The sequence below is a fragment of the Kribbella shirazensis genome (assembly GCF_011761605.1).
Classification (GTDB): Bacteria; Actinomycetota; Actinomycetes; order Propionibacteriales; family Kribbellaceae; genus Kribbella; species Kribbella shirazensis.
The window spans coordinates 2,505,060-2,523,082 of record NZ_JAASRO010000001.1 but is presented as its reverse complement, the minus strand read 5'-3'; the positions used below and the strand labels follow the sequence as shown (position 1 = coordinate 2,523,082).

Here is an 18,023-nt window from a genome sequence, read left to right as displayed (position 1 = left end):
CGCCATGACTCCCGATCCGACCACGCGAAGTCGCTCCGCTCCGCCCCGAAGCAGGCCGGTACGCCGGGCCGCCGGTATCGCCCTGCTCGCCACCGCAACCCTCCTCGCCGGCACCGCCTCCGCCCTGGCCGGCTCGACCACCGCCGGCTCGACCACCGCCGGCACAACCACTACTGGCTCGACTACCACCGGCTCGACTGCCACGTCGACTGCCGCCGGATCCGAGCTCTCCGAGACCACGCGGCTCGCCGATCGGCGGTCGCTCGTCGTCGGTGATCGCGCTTACGCGATGGGCGACGAGACCGGCCTCTACCCCGCCGCCGGCTGGCACATCCGCGGCGAGATGGGCGGCTTCTGGTCGCAGCCCATCAAGCTCCTCGACGGCATCTGGTTCGGCCTCGACGGCAACTGGCTCGGCCGGCAGGTCCCGGCCGCGAAGTACACCAGCGGCCACGGCTACAGCCGGATCGAGTACCCCGGCGCGGTCGACGTACGCCGTACCGACTTCGTCCCCGACGGGATCCGCGCGACGCTCGTCGGGCTGACGCTGCGCTCGAGTACGGCGAGGACCGTCAAGCTCGACGTCGACGCGCACTCCGAGCTGATGCAGTCGTACCCGTGGGGCTGGACCACCCCGAGCGCCACCACCGCGAACCTCCCCGACACCGGCGACTTCACCGCCGGCGCGCTGCGGTTCCGCGAGCAGGGCACCCCGCCGCATCCGAACGCGACCGCGCACGACTACGCGGCGTTCGTCGGATCGTCCCTGCGTCCGACGAGCCACCAGCTCGGACCGGACCACCGCGGCCCGCAGGACCCGGCGGTGATCTGCCCCGCCGACGGTACGACGCCTGCGCGCTGCGACGACTCGCTCGCCGGCAAGGGCACCGGCGGCCGGCTCACGTACGACGTACCACTGGCGGCCGGTGAGTCGAAGACGATCTGGTTCGCGGTGGCCGGCTCGGATCAGGGCAGTACCGCGGCCGCACGTGAGTACGGCAAGGCCCTGAGCAATCCGGAGAAGTTGCTGCGGGCAAAGGCCGCCGTACGGCAGCAACTCGACGCACAGTCCGCAGTGGACCTGCCTGGTGACCGGCTGCTGCAGCAGAGCGTCGAGTGGAGCAAGCAGAACCTCGCCGACTCGGTGCAGGAAGCGCGCAACCTGCGGATCCGCGACGTGAACGAGGGCAAGGACTACCCGGCGCCGGTCGGTACGGTGCCGGCCGCCCGGTGGTTCGGCGCGGGCTTCCCGGACTACCCGTGGCTGTTCGCGACCGATGGCGAGTACATGGCCTTCGCGGCCGTCGCGGCCGGCCAGTTCGACACCGCGAAGGAGCACCTGCGAGCGCTCCGCGACGTCAGCGACATCCTCAACGACCGCAGCGGCAAGGTCGCGCACGAGGTGGTGCCGACCGGCGACGTGTACTTCGGTTCGAACCAGAGCGCGGGCAACACGGACGAGACCGTGAAGTTTCCGAGCACGGTCGCGCTGCTGTGGCGTTGGACCGGCGACAACAGGTTCCGCGACGAGCTGTACGACTTCAGCGTCCGGAACCTGCGGTACGTGTACCGCGAACTGGACAAGGACAACGACGGCTGGCCCGAGGGCCTGGCGAACGTCGAGCGCGCCGGGATGGGCGTGGAGAAGCTCGACAGCACGGTGTACCTCGCCCGCGGACTGCGGGACCTGGCGGACCTCGCCGCGTCCAGGCACGACGCATCGGTACAGCAATGGGCGACCAGTCGCGCCGACGAGCTCGAGTCCCGGTTCGAGGCGCAGTGGTGGGTCCCACAGGCGATGGGGTACGCCGACTCGGTCGACAACCCGGCCGACCCGGCGAACGACAACACGCCGATCTTCCAGCGGCACTGGATCGGTGTCACGCCGATGGAGGCGGTCCTGACCCGTCCGGGCGGGAAGTCCCCGCTGGCGTCGGCGGAGCACGCGCAGATCGCACTCGACCAGCGCGAGAAGCCTTGTTACACAGGCGAATTCGGCCTGTTCCACACCGGCACCGGACCGACCTCGGATCCGGCGGGCAATCCCGGCCCGTCGTGTGACAGCGTGGTGTCGCAGGTGAAGAGCGAACGCAGCATCTTCGGCCTGAACACCTCGATCATGGCGGTTGCGGAGGGCAACTTCGGTCGACTGGGAATGACGCAGCAGCAGGTGTACACGACGGGCAACGCACGCATCCAGCTCGACCCGTCGGTCTGGGAGACGCCTGGTGCGATGCCGGAGATCGCGCCGTCGCCGGATTCCCCGGCGAACATCGGCCGGCCGTTCTACGACCGCTCGATGTCACTGCAGGCCTGGGGTGCGTACGGCATTCTCTGGCCGGTCGTGCATCAGCAGCTCGGGGTCGATCCCGATCTCGGGCACGGGCGGATCGCCGTCGTACCGCAGCTCCCGGAGGGCCAGCAGAAGGTGGCCGGGAGCAACATCCGGGTCGGTCGCGGAGCGGTCGATGTGTCCGCACGCCTTGCAGGTAAGGAGTTGTCGACCGAGGTGACCATGAAGGACGTCGCTGCGGCGCTCACGGTCGGCGCCGTGCTGCCGGACGGGGCGAAGGTGCAGCGCGTGACGGTCGACGGGCACGCGGCGCAGTACAAGGTCGTCACCACCAGTCGCGGGACGGAGGTGCATGTGCCGGCGCGCGGTGCGCACACGGCACTGACGATCACGCTGAGCTGATCACCCGGACTACGGGCCCGGGAGCCGGCCGGTGCGCATCCGTTCTGCGCATCGGCCGGCTTTCTGCTGCCGCGATCCGGTACTGCGGAGTTCCAATCGGACGTTTGTTCGCACAGCGAAAGGCGGGCCCCTCCGAGTATGAGTCGGAGGGGCCCGCACAGCTGAAGGAAGGTGACGTCTCCAGCTTCCCGAGACGGGTCCGTGGAGGCCGGCAGACCCCGTCACCGGTCTACCTCGGTGGGGATCCCCACCGCGAGGGCCCTCGGTTTCCGTTCGACCCGCCGCCCCGAATCTGAAGCAGCGTGTCGACAGTTCTACCGCCGTCGGCGGGTCGGCACAACCCCTTCCAGACAACAGATTCGGTCGTCCACAATGGTCACGCAAACCATCCACAGAAACTGGCCGAGTTATACACAGCCCCTGTGTATAACTCGTCTCATCCCTTGGGTGCTTTGAGCGCCATCGGCTGCATCAGGCGGTACCCGGCGTACACACCGAGCGCACTCACGACGAGCACAGAGGGTACGGCGAGGGCGAGGGGCGGACGCTGGTAGCCGAGGTTGTCGAGCACGTCCGCGAGCCATTGCGCGACGAGCAGGAACTCGGCCGCCGCCGCGGGCAGCAGCGCGAACGGGAGCATCAGGATCCCCCGCCAGAACCCGTGCCGGACGAAGCTGATACCGAGCAGCCAGCCGCTCGCCTCGTGGGACAGGATCAGCAGGAAGAACTCGGCGAACACCAGACCGAACTGCGAGGGGCTGGTGAACAGGTGCGGGTTCGTCAGCTTCTCTGGCCAGCCCTGCGCTGCGTACAGTCCGCGTTCCACCTGGTAGACCACCACCCACAACAGCGAGGTGGCGGCCGCGGCGCCGGCGAGATAGATGCCTGCGGCAACTGAGAACATCTTGCGGGTGACGCCGTGGGAGATCACCAGCGAGAAGTACGCCGGGAAGATGGTGATGCCGACCGCCATCGAGAAGTACTTCGGCGACTGGGTCCCGTAGTCCCACGCGCTGCTCGTGACACCGCTCGTCAGCAGCTGGATGACAAGTCCGCCGCCGAACAGGGCGACCACCATCACCGCCCAGTAGCCCATCAGCATCGGCCGCAGACCGATCAGCATCGACAACAGCACGTGCTTCAGCCGATGCCAGTCCGTGGCACCGCGCGGCAGTGCCCCGCTCCGGACCGCAGTACTCATGACTGAGCTCCCGTGAGATGGACGAAGAGGTCCTGCAGGCCGACCTGACCGATCTCGAGGCCGGCCGCGGCCGCCTGGGCGAGCAGCGCCGGGTCGAGGTCGCCGAGGACCGTGGTGGACTTGGTGCCGCCCAGCCGCTCCTCGCCGAGCACCGTGAAGCCCGCGGTGAACTCGTCGACGACCGCGGCCGGACCGACGATCGACGCTCCGCGGCCGCGGAGCGCGTCCACCGGCGACTGGGTGACGAGGCGGCCCTTGTCGAGGATCACCACCTCCTCGAGCATCGCGCTGACCTCGCCGACCAGGTGGGTCGAGAGCACGATCGTGCGGGGTACTTCGGTGTAGTCCGCGAGCAGCATGTCGTAGAACAGGTTCCGGGACGGGACGTCCATGCCCAGGTAACTCTCGTCGAAGATCGTCAGCGGCGCGCGGCTGGCCAGGCCGACGACGACCCCGAGCGCGGACCGCTTACCGCGGGACAGCTTCTGGATCCTCTTGTTCAGCGGCACCTCGAAGCGGTCCAGGAGGTCGCCGGCCAGGTCCGCGTCCCAGTACGGGCGCAGCGCCGACGCGAGCCTGAGTGCGTGCTTCACCGGTACGGTCCCCGGGAAATCGCCGGACTCGCGGATCAGGCACACCCGGCTGGTGACGACCGCGTTCTCGTACGGCTCCTGCGCCGCACCGAGGTCACCGCCCTCGATCAGCACCCGCCCCACGTCGCTCCGCCGGAACCCGGCCAGTGTCGCGGCGAGCGTGCTCTTGCCGGACCCGTTCCGGCCGAGCAGCCCGTGGATCTTGCCCGGCGCGAGCCGCAGGTCGAGCCGGTCCAACGCCGGCACACCGGCGAACCGCACCGACAACTCCTCGGTCCGGACGGTCAGGGCGGTGGTCATCAGGCGTCTCCGTAGGAGCGGACGTGGTGGAGGATGTCTTTCAGTGGGATCCCGATCGCCTTCGCCTCGCGGATCATCGGGTCGACGACGTCGGCGAAGAACGAGTCGCGGCGGCCGGTGCGGAGCAGGTCGCGGGCGTTCGGCGCGACGAACATGCCGATCCCGCGCTTCTTGTACAGGATCCCGTCGTCGACCAGTTGCGCGAATCCCTTGGCCGCGGTGGCGGGGTTGATCCGGTAGAAGGCGGCGTACTGGTTGGTCGACATCACCTGCTCGTCCTCGGCCAGCGCGCCGCTCACGATGTCGTTCTTGATCTGCTCGGCGATCTGCAGATAGATCGGACTCCGGTCGTCGAACACCATCCTCCACCCCCTTCCTCGGTTCATTACCTGAGTAACGAACCATAGTGGTGCGCGGGGTCAGCCCCCGGCCGAATACTTGGTCTGCTGGAGGGACTTCTTCAGGGCAGGTACGACGGGGCCGACGCGGACCGCGAGCTGGGCCAGGCGATCCTTGTGGCGGGCGCGCTGATCCTTGCTGACGATCGTGCGCAGGTCGGCGGTCGCGCCGAGGACGACGACGGACGCGTCGCGGAGGTCGACCCGGGACACCAGGTGTGACGGACGGAGGGTGTCGCGGGCGCTCTGCAGGAGGTGGCGCCGTACCAGTGGGTGGCGCAGCGTGATCCGATCGGCCGGGAAGACGCCGAAGAGGCGATGCGGCTCGACCTTGATCAGGTGCCCGCGGGCGAGCTCATCGCGGACGTGGCGGACGGTCGCCCCACCACGCCGGTCGATCCAGTGCCGCCAGCGGCGCGGGCCGGCCGCACGCAGTTCCTCCAGCACGCGTGCGACCACCGGATCCGTCGGCGGGGTCGCGGTCGCCACCCGGGCACGCCCTCGGTCGTCGACGACGTTCCCGGCGAGCTGTAGCTCGATCAGCACCGCGGCCCGCAGTACCTTGCCGAGCTTCGAACGCGCAGTCAGGCGCCCCTTCTCGGGGTCGTAGGCGACCAGGAAGACCCTTGCAGCCAAGGACTCCGGGACCTGAGCGTTGCCAAGGGCAACAACACGTCCGGCGCTCCGGCCGCCGGCGATCTTCCTACTCATCGGGGTTCTCCTTGGGTGGGCGGCCCGGACGGCGCTGCTTGCTCACACCGGACGGGAGGCGGCCGGCGTCGGCCAGGGCGCGGCGGAGCAGGTACTCGATCTGGGCGTTGGTACTGCGCAGGTCGTCCGCCGCCCAGCGGGCGAGCGCGTCGTGCACCGCGGGATCCAGCCGGAGCAGGATCTTCTTCCGTTCGACGGCCACCAGGGCCTCACTGGTAGAGCGAGCCGGTGTTGACCACCGGTTGCGCGTCACGATCGCCGCACAGCACCACCAGCAGGTTGCTGACCATGGTCGCCTTCCGCTCTTCGTCGAGCTCGACCACCTCATGCTCGGACAGCCGGTCCAGCGCGAGCTCGACCATGCCCACCGCACCCTCGACGATCCGCTGCCGGGCCGCGACCACGGCACCGGCCTGCTGACGGCGCAGCATCGCCTGGGCAATCTCCGGCGCGTACGCGAGATGCGTGATCCGCGACTCGATGACACGCACCCCGGCCGCCTGCACCCGGGCGCCGATCTCCGCGGACAGCGTCTCGGTGATCTCGTCGGTGCTGTCCCGCAGCGACATCGCACCGTCGTCGGTGTGGACGTCGTACGGATAGCTGTTCGCGATGTGCCGGACGGCGGTCTCGGTCTGGATCGCCACGAACTCGACGAAGTCGTCCACCTCGAACATCGCCTGCGCGGTGTCCTCGACCTGCCACACCACCACCGCGGCGATCTCGATCGGGTTGCCGTCGGCATCGTTGACCTTGGCAACCGTCGTCTCGTGGTTGCGGATCCGGGTGGAGACCTCACGGCGCGAGGAGATCGGATTGACCCAGCGCAGGCCGTCGGTGCGGATCGTCCCGGCGTACCGCCCGAGGATCTGCAGCACCCGGGCCCGCCCCGGCGCCACCGCGGTCAGCCCCGCCGCGATGATCATGCCGGCCACGAACACCAGGACCCCGAGCGCGATCAGCACGCCGCTGCCCGCGCCGAGGACGGCCACGAGCACCCCGGCCACCGCCAGCACGAACGCCAGCCCCGCCATCGGCCAGCCGTTGAGCTCCCGCCCCACCCGCTCAGTCACCTTCGGCGCCGGCATCTCCACCGCGACATCCACCATCACGTGCTCCTCTCGAATAGCCCCAAGCTAGCAAAGTGATATCACTTTTAGCAAGCCGTACAGGAGCCCCGGCCCGCAGCGAGTGGCGTCCGTCGGCCGTATTGTCGGTGCATGGTGTTCACGTCACCCGTCGAGCGGGCTGTGCCGGATCGCGTGGCGGACGAGCGCGACGCGCTGACCCAGCAGCTCGACTTCCACCGGGCCACCCTGCTGCGCAAGCTGGAAGGGCTCGACGGGGAGCGGCTGCGGCGGCCGATGACGGCGTCCGGACTCAGCCTGCTGGGGCTGGTGAAACACCTGGCCGAGACGGAGCACGGCTGGTTCCTCAGGATCTACGCGGGGCTGCCCGAGCCGGATCTGTTCCCGGCGGACGGCGACCCGGATGCGGACTTCCGCGTCGGGCCTGGCGAGACGACCGAGACCGTGGTCGGGCAGTACCTCCGGACCTGCGAGCGGGCCCGGGCGGTCGTGGCCGCCGGCGCGCTCGACGACGTGGTCACGACGCCGTCGGGCGCAGAGGCCAACTTGCGGTCGATCCTGGTCCACATGATCCAGGAAACCGCGCGACACAACGGTCACGCCGACATCATCCGCGAAGCGATCGACGGTACGACGGGCCACTGAGCTCCGTCTCAGGGCAGGCGGGTGGCCAGGGATTCCAGGTCGGACTGCCAGCGGGGGGACCGGGAGTTGGGCAGGGGGTCGATGGGGGATGCGCCCCAGGCGTGGACCGGGCGGATGCCGTGCAGTGCGTTGACGAGCCAGGCCTCGGTGGTGTGCTGAAGATCTTCGGGAGTGATGGGGTGCTCCGAAACCTCGACGCCCTGGGTGGCGGCGATGCGGCGGAGCAGGCGGGCGGTGACCGACGGGAGGATCGGGCGGTCGGACGGCGGGAAGCAGAGGGTGTCGTCCTCCCACCAGGCGACGGCGGAGTACGCCGCCTCGAGCACCGTCCCGTCCGTGTCCAGCAGCAGGATCTCGTCGGCACGGTCCGGTGCGGACTCCTTGAGCTTGCCGAGCAGCTCCAGGTCGGGCCCCTTCACCCGCGGCGCCGTCCGCGGATCCGGACCTTCGTGTACGGCGACCCGCACCCGGCCACCGATCGGCGGCGCCGGCCGCAACTGCACCGCCAGCTCCCCCGCTGCCGTCAGCTCGAACCGCGGGAACCACCGCCCGAACCCGGGCAACCTCCCGACCTGCTCGTCCCAGAACCGCTCCGCCGGAACCCCCGCCTCCGCACACGACCGGACGAACCGCTCCCGATGCAGTTCCAGCCCTCGCACCTTGCCATTGGCAACCAGGAAGGAATCCGCCACCAACAGATCACTCACGTCGTCCCCCAGCTCTTCCACCGACGGCAGCCGTTGCCTTCAGCACCATTTCGTCGTACTCCGCGACCGGGTCGGAGTCGAGCACGATCGCACCCCCGGCCCCGACCACGGTCCCGTCCGGCGTCAGCACCGCCGTCCGGATCACCACGCTCAGGTCCGCGCGCCCGTCCACGGTCAGGTAGCCGAGCGCCCCGGAGTACACGCCCCGCGCGCTGTCCTCGAGCTCGTCGATGATCTGCATCGTGCGGATCTTCGGCGCGCCGGTCATCGACCCCGGCGGGAAGCACGCGCGCACCGCGTCCACCGCGGCCACCCCGTCCCGCAGCCGCCCGCGCACCGTCGTCACCAGCTGGTGCACGGTCCGGTAGCTCTCGACCTGCATCAGCTGCGGCACGGTCACGGTCCCCGGTTCGCTGACCCGGCCGAGGTCGTTGCGGATCAGGTCGACGATCATCAGGTTCTCGGCGCGGGTCTTGTCGTCCTCGGCCAGCGCCTTCGCCGCGAGCTGGTCCTGCGCCGGATCGAGCTCCCGTGGCGCGGTGCCCTTGATCGGCCGGCACTCCGCCCAGCCGTCCGCGTCCACGGTCAGGAACCGCTCCGGCGACGAGCTCGCCACCGCCAGGTCGCCGTACCGGAGGAAGGCGGCGTACGGCGCCGGGTTCGCGGACCGCTGCCAGCGGAAGAACTCGAACGGGTCCGGCACCGCCGGCAGCCGCACCCGGTTCGTGAGGTTGACCTCGTACGTCTCCCCCGCCTCGAGCTCGGCCAGGCAGCGCGCGATTCCGGCCAGGTACGTCGCCCGGTCCTGCTCGAGATGCGCTTCGAGATCCAGCCGCGCGATCGCGGGCACGTCGACGCCGCCCATCCACCAGTTCGACGCGGCCTCCTCGGCGCGGTCGAGCCAGTCCTCGCCGGCCCCCGGCTCGTCGAGCGCCACCAGATACGTCAGGTCCCGGTCGTGGTCGATCACAACGAACCGGTTCGCCCAGATCCACAGCGCGTCCGGCGTCGGGGCCTGGTGCGCCGCCGCTCCCCCGGTCAGGGCCTTCAGCTCGTACCCGAAGTACCCGACGTACCCGCCGCAGAACAGCCCGGTCAGCTCGGGCGGCGGCTCGGCGGCGCTCGCCGCAAGCAGTTCGTTGAGCTCGGCGAAGACGTCGCCGTCGGCCACGTCGCGGGCGATCACCTCGGCGCCGGCCGTCGTACCGAGAACCGACACCCGGCGAGCCGCACGGTCGGTCAGGCTGCCGTCGAGCCAGTACGCGACCGGCTCGGCCGCCAGGAGCTCGCGGTAGACCGTCTCACCATCGAGCGCCCGGTCGAGCCTCCGGACGGACCAGCGCAGTGCACTCACCTGTACACGGTACCGACGCCGTTCCGATTTCTTGACCGGCGTTCACGACGTGGCGAGCGCCACCTTGGTCCGCATCGCGGTGATCCGGCGGATCGGGATCGCGACCTCGAGGCCGTCCTTGGACTCCGCGCGGTCCGCGAGCCAGGCGGCTGCGGTGTCCCGCCGTACGTCGGGTGTCCCGGGAAGGTAGAGCGCGTTCACCAGCCGCCGCGCGTCGTCACGGCTGCGGATCAGGTACACGTACCGCTCGCGCTGGCTCTCCATCACGTCGAACCCGGCGTGCTTCAGCTGGTCCTTCAGCTCGGTGATCTCACCACCCGCCGGGAACTGCGGCGTCGACCGCAGCCGCGTGGTCAGGCCGCTCAGCGTCCGGATGTCACCGCGCCGCAGCGGCCGGACGGCGGGCACGATCGCGGCCAGTACACCGCCGCGCCGCAGTACCCGCGCCGCCTCGTGCAGCACGTCCGGCAGCGGCTGCAGCACCATCAGCCCCATCGAGCAGGTGACGACGTCGAAGACCTCGTTCGCGAACGGCAGGTGCAGCGCGTCCGCCTGCACCTTCGGACCGGGCGCCCCGGCGAGCTGGGCCGCGTTGTTGTCGACGCCGACGACCCAGCGGCCGTAGAGCTCCCGCGCCACCGGCCCGTTGCCGCAGGCCAGATCGAGCACCCGGCGCGCCTCACCGGAGACGGCACGGACCAGCCAGCGGTACGGCGTGTGATCACCGGCCACCGCGCGCGACAGCAACGCCTCGGTGCTGCCCGGGGTGGCGGTATGGAACTCCCGCAGGTACTGCGGCCAATCGACAGGATTCTCAGACATCGCGGCCCGACGCTACCCGCAGACAACCCGACGTACCGCATCGGGTGCACTGCGTTAACAGAGAGTTGAAGTACCTCAGACTCGACTGACGAAGATGTGGCCGGCGGTCTCGTCGCTGATCACGCCGCCGGCTTCCCGGCTGCCGACCAGCACGCCGTCGGCGTCCAGGGTCGAGTCGACCTCGCGACCGGGCAGTGCGCCGGCCTTCCGCAGGACCGCCATCGCGCCGTCGTCGGTCTGCACCGGCTCCGCGATCCGGCGGACCAGCACCCGCACACTGTCACCGGTGGCCGCGTCGAGCACCCGGTCCAGCGGCTCGACACCGATCCGGAAGTCCCCGATGTCGCTCGCCTGGTGGTCCTTCTGCAGCTCCTCCAGGCCCGGGATCGGGTTCCCGTACGGCGATTCCGTCGGGTTGCCGAGGATCTGGAGCAGCCGGAGCTCGACCGCGTCGCTCATCACGTGCTCCCAGCGGCAGGCCTCGGCGTGCACGTCCTCCCACTCGAGCCCGATCACGTCGACCAGCAGCCGCTCGGCCAGGCGGTGCTTGCGCATCACCCGGACCGCCTGCTTGCGGCCGACGTCGGTGAGCTCCAGGTGGCGGTCGCCCTCCACCTTGATCAGGCCGTCGCGCTCCATCCGCGCGACCGTCTGACTGACCGTGGGACCGGACTGGTGCAGACGCTCGGCGATCCGCGCCCGCAGCGGCAGGATCCCCTCTTCTTCCAGTTCGTAGACGGTCCGCAGGTACATCTCGGTGGTATCGATCAGCTCGCTCACGACAACCATTCTCACCTATGCAGGCAAGCCTCACCCAATTGCCGTGGGTACCGAGCGAGGATGAGCACGGTGACGGCAGTGATGTGGTTCCGCCGCGACCTGCGACTGGCGGACAACCCGGCGCTCCTCGACGCGGTCGCGGCCGGTGACGGGCGGGTCCTCGGCCTGTTCGTCCTGGATCCGGCGCTCTGGGACCGCTCCGGTGATCCGCGCCGCGCGCATCTGGCGGCGTCGCTGCGCAGCCTGTCCGCGTCGATGGACGGGCGGCTCGTCGTACGGCGGGGCGATCCGGCGACCGTGGTGCCGGCGGTCGCGGACGCGATCGGGGCGGCGAGCGTCCACGTGAGCGCGGACCACGCGCCGTACGGACAGCGGCGCGACCACGCCGTCGAGGCCTCGCTGACCTGCCCGTTGGTGCGGACCGGGTCGCCGTACGCCGTCGCGCCGGGACGGGTGCTCAACCAGCAAGGGCGGTCGTACCAGGTGTTCACGCCGTACTTCAAGGCCTGGCTGGCGCACGGGTGGCGACAACCGGTCGGGGCGCCGGACGGGGTGGAGTGGATCGCGGCCGACGGTGACGAGCTGCCGCACGGTTCGGAGGTCGCGGGTGAGCAGGCGGCGCTCGAGCGCTGGCAGGCGTACCTCGACGACGTCGCGGCGTACGACGACGAGCGCGACCGGCCCGATCTGGACAGCACCTCGCGGATGTCGGTCCCGTTGAAGTACGGCGAGATCCACCCGCGGACGATGCTCGCCGACCTGGCCCGCAAGCGCAGTACGGGCGCGGAGGCGTACCGGCGCGAGCTGGCGTGGCGGGAGTTCTGCGCGGACCTGCTCGCCCGGTACCCGGATGCCGCGTGGAAGCCGCTGCGGCCCGAGTTCGAGCGGATGCGGTACGACGAACCGGGCGAGCTGTTCGACGCCTGGCGCGAAGGCCGCACCGGGTTCCCGTTCGTGGACGCTGGGATGCGCCAGCTCGCCGCGACCGGCTTCCTGCACAACCGGGTCCGGATGGTCGTGGCGTCGTTCCTGGTCAAGGACCTCCATGTGCACTGGAGGTTCGGGGCTCGCTGGTTCCTGCGCTCGCTGCGCGACGGCGACCTCGCCTCGAACTCGCTGAACTGGCAATGGGTGGCCGGTTGCGGTGCGGACGCGGCGCCGTACTTCCGGATCTTCAACCCGGTCGGTCAGGGCCTGAAGTTCGACCCCGAGGGCGACTACGTCCGGCGCTGGGTCCCCGAGCTGCGCCACCTCGCCGGCAGGGCCGCGCACGAGCCGTGGAAGCACGGCGGCGCCGACGGCTACCCCGCCCCGGTCGTCGACCACGCGGAGGCGCGGCGCGAGGCGCTCCGCCGGTACGACGCCATCCGCTGACCGGCCCCGGTCTTGACGGGTATTTGCGCCATACCCCTATAGTGCTAGTTACCTAGATGAATGGGGTTACGGATGATCGAGTTCCATCTGGACGGCCGGTCGGGGGTCTCGCCGTACCAGCAGATCGTTCAGCAGGTCCGGAACGCGTTGCGGCTCGGACTGCTGCGGGAGGGGGACCAGTTGCCGACGGTGAAGGACGTGGTCGCGGCGCTGGCGATCAACCCGAACACCGTGCTGAAGGCGTACCGCGAGCTCGAGCACGAGGGCCTGGTCCAGGCCCGGCCGGGGCGCGGCACGTTCGTCACCCGGACGCTCACCGACAACACGCTCGCCGCGCACGGTCCGCTCCGCCAGGATCTCCGCCGCTGGCTCGCCAAGGCCCGCAAGGCCGGTCTCGACGACGAGAGCATCGAGGCGTTGTTCCTGACCACCTTTCGGTCCGCCGCTCAGGAGGACATAGCGTGAGTGCTGTTCTGAAAGCCCAGGGACTGGGGAAGAAGTACGGGCGGCGCTGGGCGCTGACCGATTGCGAGCTGGAGGTGCCGGCCGGGCACGTGGTCGGCCTCGTCGGGCCCAACGGCGCCGGCAAGAGCACCCTGCTGAACCTGGCGGTCGGGATGATCACGCCGTCGTCCGGATCCGTCGAGGTGCTGGGAGCGCCGGCGGGGACACAGCAGGCGAAGGTCGGGTACGTCGCGCAGGACACGCCGACGTACAGCAGGCTGACCGTCGCGGACCACCTGCGGCTGGGCGCGCGACTCAACCCGGGCTGGGACGATTCCCTTGCCCAGCGGCGAATCCGGAGCCTCAAGCTCGATCCGAAGCAGCGGGCCGGCCGGCTGTCCGGCGGTCAGCGCGCGCAACTCGCGCTCACGCTCGGGCTGGCGAAGAATCCCGAGCTGCTGATCCTCGACGAGCCGGTGGCCGCACTCGATCCACTGGCCCGGCGCGAGTTCCTCCAGGATCTGATGGAGGCGGTGGCCGACCAGGAGCTGAGCGTCGTCCTGTCCTCGCACCTCGTCTCCGACGTCGAGCGGGCCTGTGACTACCTGATCGTGCTCGTCGACTCCCGCGTGCAGGTCAGCGGCGAGATCGACCACCTGCTGGCCACGCACTTCCGGATCACCGGTCCGCGCCGCGACCAGAAGGACCTGCCGCGCGACCAGCATGTCGTCACCGCGAGCCACACCGACCGGCAGTCGACGTACCTGATCCGGACCGGCCAGCCGATCCTCGATCCGGCCTGGACGGTCACCCAACTCACGCTCGAAGACCTGGTGCTGGCCTACATGGGCCGCGACGTCCAGCCCGAGCGCCCGGTCCTGGAGGTGCGGCGATGATCTGGTTGACCTGGCGACAGTTCCGCGTCCAGTTCCTGGTCGTCGCGGTCGTGATCCTCGCGGCCGGGATCGCCTTGGCGGCGACCGGCCCTGGCCTGCAGGACGACTACCGCCGGCTGGCCGACGGCTTCATCAAGAACCTCGGCTTCCAGCGGCTCAACCCCTTGCTGTACGTCGTCGGTCAGGCGCTGCTGTACGCCGTACCGCCCGTCGTCGGCGCGTTCTGGGGTGCACCGCTGATCGCCCGTGAGCTGGAGACCGGCACCCACCGGCTGGTGTGGGCGCAGAGCATCTCGCGGCGCCGCTGGCTCGCGACCAAGGTCGGTATCGGCGGGCTCGCCGTGATCGGCATCAGCGGCCTGCTCAGCCTCGCGGTCACCTGGTGGGCCGACCCGATCGACGACGCGCTCAACGCCGGGCAGGACTCGAACATCTACCTGCCGCGGATGTTCCCTGCCGTCTTCTCCGCCCGCGGGCTCGTTCCGGTCGGGTACGCCGTCTTCGCGTTCGCCCTCGGCGTCGCGCTCGGTCTCGTGATCCGCCGGACGGTTGTGGCACTCGCGGTCACGCTGGCGGTGGTGATCCTGGTGCAGATCCTCACACCGATGTTCGTCCGGCCGCAGCTGATGGCGCCGACGGACAAGAGCATCATCGCTTCCGCGGAGAACATCCGCGGCTTCATGATCAGCGGGCCGGGGCCCGATCCGGAGGTCAAGAAGATCGAGGTCGCGACCGACGCGGTCGGGGCCTGGAAGCTGTCCGACGAGACCGTCGACCGGTCCGGCAAGGCGCTCAGCACACTGCCGTCCTGGACCATCGACTGCGAACCCGGGCCGCCGCCGAACGGGAGCCAGGAGAAGACCAGCAACCCGAAGCGGGACGCGTGTTTCCAGCGGCTGGCCGACGAAGGCTACCGGCAGCACGTCCGGTACTTCACCGCCGACACGTTCTGGGCGCTGCAGTGGCGTGAGTTCGGATTGTTCCTGCTCCTGGCGCTGGGTCTGACCGGGTTCAGCTTCTGGCGGATCCGGCGCGACCTGTCATGAACCGCCGTACCGCCAGGCCGACCGCGAGCACACCGGCGGCCGCGATCGCCGACCGCCACGGGAGGGTGACGGCGAGCACGACGCATCCGGTCAGGCCGAGCACGTTGACGGCGCGCGGCCAGCGGCGCTGGTCGGCCGGCTGGGTGAAGGCCGAGGCGTTCGCGATCGCGTAGTACAGCAGGACGCCGAACGACGAGAACCCGATCACCCCGCGCAGGTCGGTGGTGAGGACCAGGATCCCGACGACCACGGCGAGTGCGAGCTCGGCGTGGTGCGGGACCTGGTAGCGGGGATGGACGGCGGCCAACCAGGTCGGGAGGTCGCGATTGCGCGCCATGGCGAGCGTGGTGCGGCCGATGCCGGCGATCAGGGCGAGCAGGGCGCCCAGGCTGGCGAGTGCGGCGCCGATCCGGACGACCGGTACCGCCCACGCCGCACCGACCCCGTCGACCGCGGCCGCGAGGGGCGCCGTGGTCGACGCGGGGTCGCCGGTGCGCAGCAGCGCGACCGCGACCGCGAGGTAGATGCCGATGGCAATGACCAGCGCGATGCCGATCGCCCGCGGGATGGTCCGCGCGGGCTCGCGGACCTCCTCCCCCATCGTCGCGATCCGCGCGTAACCGGCGAACGCGAAGAACAGCAGTCCGGCCGACTGCAGGACGCCGTACGGCGAGGTGCTCGTCGACGTGTGCTGCTGAGCGTCCCCGGAGTACAGCAGGACGAGAACAAGCGCCAGGACGACGAGCGTGCAGGTGACGAGGATCCTGGTGAGGCGCGCGGTCCGCGTCACGCCCCGGTAGTTGACGGCCGCCAGCGCGACGACCGCGGCCAAGGCGATCAGGCGACGCAACCAGCCGATGTCGGTCGCGTAGGTGGCGAACGTGAGCGCCATCGCGGCGCAGGACGCGGTCTTGCCGATCACGAAGCACCAGCCGGCGGCGAAGCCCCACCATTCACCGAGGCGTTCGCGGCCGTAGACGTACGTACCGCCCGACACCGGGTAGACGGCCGCGAGCTGAGCCGAGGACACCGCGTTGCAGTAGGCAACAATTGCCGCCAGACCGAGTCCGAGCAGCAGACCGGACCCGGCGGCGTGCGCGGCCGGTGACCACACGGCGAAGACACCGGCACCGACCATCGAGCCCAGCCCGATCAGCACCGCGTCCGCAAGACCGAGCCGCCGCGCCAGCTCCGGCTTCGACACGTCTACTGGACTGCCTTGAGGACGCCCAGCAGGCGCGCCACCTCGGCGGCGACCGCGTCGCGTGCCGGGCCCAGGTACTTGCGGGTGTCGACGAGCTTCGGGTTGGCCGCCAAGGTCTCGCGGACGACGCCGGTGAAGACGTTGTTGAGGTGGGTCGCGATGTTGACCTTGGTCATGCCGGCCTCGACTGCCCGCGTCAGGTCGGCATCGGCGACACCCGACGAACCATGCAGCACGAGCGGAACCGGTACGGCGTCCTTCAACTGTGCGATGAGGTCGAAGTCCAGCGTGGCGGTGCGTTCGGTCATGGCGTGGGAGGAGCCGACCGCGACTGCCAGCGCGTCGACACCTGTTGCCTCGGCGAACGCGACGGCCTCGTCCGGGCGGGTCCGGGCGCCGGGCGCGTGGACGCCGTCCTTCCCGCCGACCTCACCGATCTCCGCCTCGACGAAGACGCCGTGGTCGTGGCAGTACTTCGTCACCTCGGACGTCGCCGCGACGTTGTCGGCGTACTCCAGCTTGGACGCGTCGTACATCACCGACGTGAACCCGAGCGCGACCGCCTCGGTGACCAGGTCGCGGTCCATCGCGTGGTCGAGGTGGACGACGACCGGCACCGAGGAGGCCGCCGCGGCCGCGAGCGTCGCGACCCCGATGGGCTTGAGCGCGCCGTGGTACTTCACCGCGTTCTCACTGATCTGCAGGATCACCGGCGCACCGACCTGCTCGGCGCCGGCGATCAGCGCGGTCGCGTGCTCCAGCTGGATCACGTTGAACGCACCGACACCGCGACCTGCCTTCGCAGCGGCGAGCACAACCTCGGCCCCGGAAACCAACGGCATGGGAACTCCTTCTACTTGACGGTGACCTGAGGTTGCCAGCGGCGGTACGCGGCCAGATCGATGTCTCCGGCAACAGGCGTCAGCACGGCCGCGGCAGAGGCGGCGACAGCGGACTTGAGGACGACGGACCAGTCCGGCTCCGGCGATTCCGCGACCGCCGCCGCGACGACCGCCGTACAGGCGTCTCCGGCACCGGTCGGATTCCCGCTCACGGTCTCGACCGGCAGCGCGCGCCAGACGCCGTTCTTGCTGGCGGCAACCATCCCGCGCGGTCCGTCGGTGATCACCGCCGCGGCCGCACCGAACGCGACCAGCGCCGACGCACCGTCCTCGACCTCGACGTCGCCGACCGCGGCACGCAGTTCGGCGGCGTTGGCCCGTACCACCGCACCGGCCCGGGCCGCGGCGTTCAGCGCGGCGCCACCGGCGTCGATCACCGACAGCACGTCGTGATGCCGCGCCCGGACCGCGAGCTCGGCGTACGCGTCGGCCGGCAGCCCCGGCGGGAGACTGCCCGAGCACGCCAGGACACCGAGCCGTCCCCACGGCATCCGGTCGCCGAACGCGCGCCACTCGTCCGCGGTCACGGTCGGCCCGGCCTCGTTGAAGATCGTCGCGTCCCCGTCCGCGTCGTTGACGATGGCAACGGTACGGCGGGTCTCGCCGGCGATCGGGGTGAGCAGCGCGGTCAGCCCGGCGTCGAACAGCTCCTCGGCGACGAGTTCACCCGTCACCCCGCCGACGAACCCGAGGACCAGGGTCTGGTGGCCGAGCGTCGCCGCGACCCGCGCGACGTTGACGCCCTTCCCGCCGGCCCGCCGCCGGATCCGGTCGACGCGGTGGCTGCCGCCGACGTGCAACTCGTCGACTTCGTACGTGACGTCCAGTGCGAGGTTGAGTGTGACGGTGCCGATCATGACCCG

General features: G+C 70.3%; 19 protein-coding genes. 6 read left to right on the top strand and 13 right to left on the bottom strand.

The genetic code is table 11. The features are described from left to right. The first annotated feature begins 4 nt into the window (after window positions 1–4). Entirely contained in the window at window positions 5–2,695 is a 2,691-nt protein-coding gene (locus BJY22_RS12395; RefSeq protein WP_167206323.1) for a glucosidase family protein, read from the top strand. 436 nt (window positions 2,696–3,131) lie between these two features. Here BJY22_RS12395 and BJY22_RS12390 read toward each other — a convergent pair whose 3' ends face one another. Genes BJY22_RS12390 through BJY22_RS12365 form a run of 6 tightly spaced genes read right to left on the bottom strand, consistent with a single transcriptional unit; the run spans window position 3,132 to window position 7,007 of the window. Then, complete coding sequence (locus BJY22_RS12390; protein ID WP_167206321.1) at window positions 3,132–3,896, bottom strand: hypothetical protein; 765 nt, start codon at window positions 3,894–3,896, stop codon at window positions 3,132–3,134. Beyond that, window positions 3,893–4,789, bottom strand: a complete 897-nt coding sequence (locus BJY22_RS12385; protein WP_167206319.1) for an ATP-binding cassette domain-containing protein — start codon at window positions 4,787–4,789, stop codon at window positions 3,893–3,895. The genes BJY22_RS12390 and BJY22_RS12385 overlap by 4 nt, the downstream gene beginning before the upstream one ends. Beyond that, the gene (locus tag BJY22_RS12380) at window positions 4,789–5,151 is read right to left on the bottom strand and encodes a GntR family transcriptional regulator (protein WP_202891081.1); all 363 of its coding nucleotides are present in this window, start codon (window positions 5,149–5,151) and stop codon (window positions 4,789–4,791) included. The genes BJY22_RS12385 and BJY22_RS12380 overlap by 1 nt, the downstream gene beginning before the upstream one ends. Window positions 5,152–5,208: 57 nt before the next feature. Further along, the gene (locus BJY22_RS12375; RefSeq protein WP_167206317.1) at window positions 5,209–5,898 is read right to left on the bottom strand and encodes a GOLPH3/VPS74 family protein; all 690 of its coding nucleotides are present in this window, start codon (window positions 5,896–5,898) and stop codon (window positions 5,209–5,211) included. Further along, entirely contained in the window at window positions 5,891–6,100 is a 210-nt protein-coding gene (locus tag BJY22_RS12370) for a type II toxin-antitoxin system antitoxin (RefSeq protein ID WP_167206315.1), read from the bottom strand. Before BJY22_RS12370 ends, BJY22_RS12375 begins: the two co-directional genes overlap by 8 nt. Before the next feature lie 7 nt (window positions 6,101–6,107). Continuing rightward, on the bottom strand, window positions 6,108–7,007 hold the full coding sequence (locus tag BJY22_RS12365) for an SPFH domain-containing protein (protein ID WP_167206313.1): 900 nt from the start codon (window positions 7,005–7,007) through the stop codon (window positions 6,108–6,110). Between the two features lie 111 nt (window positions 7,008–7,118). On the opposite strand from BJY22_RS12365, the gene BJY22_RS12360 reads away from it, so the two are divergent. Beyond that, window positions 7,119–7,631 (top strand): DinB family protein, encoded by a 513-nt coding sequence (locus BJY22_RS12360; protein ID WP_167206311.1) that lies wholly within the window; start codon window positions 7,119–7,121, stop codon window positions 7,629–7,631. A gap of 8 nt (window positions 7,632–7,639) precedes the next feature. Here the strand turns inward: BJY22_RS12360 and BJY22_RS12355 are convergent, their stop codons facing one another. The 4 genes from BJY22_RS12355 to BJY22_RS12340 all read right to left on the bottom strand — a co-directional run bounded on the left by BJY22_RS12355 (window position 7,640) and on the right by BJY22_RS12340 (window position 11,303). Next, window positions 7,640–8,338, bottom strand: coding sequence for an aminotransferase class IV (locus BJY22_RS12355; RefSeq protein WP_167206309.1), 699 nt, complete (start codon window positions 8,336–8,338; stop codon window positions 7,640–7,642). Further along, entirely contained in the window at window positions 8,331–9,509 is a 1,179-nt protein-coding gene (pabB, locus tag BJY22_RS12350) for an aminodeoxychorismate synthase component I (protein ID WP_420371431.1), read from the bottom strand. Before pabB ends, BJY22_RS12355 begins: the two co-directional genes overlap by 8 nt. Window positions 9,510–9,734: 225 nt before the next feature. After that, window positions 9,735–10,514: a class I SAM-dependent methyltransferase gene (locus BJY22_RS12345; RefSeq protein WP_167206306.1), complete on the bottom strand. Its 780-nt coding sequence runs from the start codon at window positions 10,512–10,514 to the stop codon at window positions 9,735–9,737. Window positions 10,515–10,589: 75 nt separating this feature from the next. Further along, window positions 10,590–11,303 carry an iron-dependent transcriptional repressor DtxR gene (locus tag BJY22_RS12340; RefSeq protein ID WP_167218152.1) on the bottom strand — a complete coding sequence of 238 codons (714 nt, stop codon included), beginning with the start codon at window positions 11,301–11,303 and terminating at the stop codon, window positions 10,590–10,592. Between the two features lie 51 nt (window positions 11,304–11,354). Here BJY22_RS12340 and BJY22_RS12335 point away from each other — a divergent pair, with 51 nt between their 5' ends. From BJY22_RS12335 to BJY22_RS12320, 4 genes are all read left to right on the top strand, one after another. Then, window positions 11,355–12,668, top strand: a complete 1,314-nt coding sequence (locus tag BJY22_RS12335; RefSeq protein WP_167206304.1) for a cryptochrome/photolyase family protein — start codon at window positions 11,355–11,357, stop codon at window positions 12,666–12,668. A 72-nt stretch (window positions 12,669–12,740) separates the two neighbouring features. After that, entirely contained in the window at window positions 12,741–13,133 is a 393-nt protein-coding gene (locus tag BJY22_RS12330; RefSeq protein ID WP_165549724.1) for a GntR family transcriptional regulator, read from the top strand. Continuing rightward, complete coding sequence (locus BJY22_RS12325; RefSeq protein WP_167206302.1) at window positions 13,130–14,008, top strand: ATP-binding cassette domain-containing protein; 879 nt, start codon at window positions 13,130–13,132, stop codon at window positions 14,006–14,008. Before BJY22_RS12330 ends, BJY22_RS12325 begins: the two co-directional genes overlap by 4 nt. Next, the gene (locus BJY22_RS12320) at window positions 14,005–15,054 is read left to right on the top strand and encodes an ABC transporter permease subunit (RefSeq protein WP_167206300.1); all 1,050 of its coding nucleotides are present in this window, start codon (window positions 14,005–14,007) and stop codon (window positions 15,052–15,054) included. The genes BJY22_RS12325 and BJY22_RS12320 overlap by 4 nt, the downstream gene beginning before the upstream one ends. Here BJY22_RS12320 and BJY22_RS12315 read toward each other — a convergent pair. The 3 genes from BJY22_RS12315 to BJY22_RS12305 are packed head-to-tail and all read right to left on the bottom strand — an operon-like array spanning window position 15,020 to window position 18,017. After that, complete coding sequence (locus BJY22_RS12315; protein ID WP_167206298.1) at window positions 15,020–16,258, bottom strand: amino acid permease; 1,239 nt, start codon at window positions 16,256–16,258, stop codon at window positions 15,020–15,022. The two genes, BJY22_RS12320 and BJY22_RS12315, sit on opposite strands and share 35 nt — an antisense overlap. Window positions 16,259–16,260: 2 nt before the next feature. Continuing rightward, a complete protein-coding gene (locus BJY22_RS12310) occupies window positions 16,261–17,100 on the bottom strand; it encodes a class II fructose-bisphosphate aldolase (protein ID WP_167206296.1) in 840 nt (279 codons plus the stop codon). An 11-nt stretch (window positions 17,101–17,111) separates the two neighbouring features. Beyond that, window positions 17,112–18,017, bottom strand: a complete 906-nt coding sequence (locus BJY22_RS12305) for a 1-phosphofructokinase family hexose kinase (RefSeq protein ID WP_167206294.1) — start codon at window positions 18,015–18,017, stop codon at window positions 17,112–17,114. Window positions 18,018–18,023: the final 6 nt, after the last annotated feature.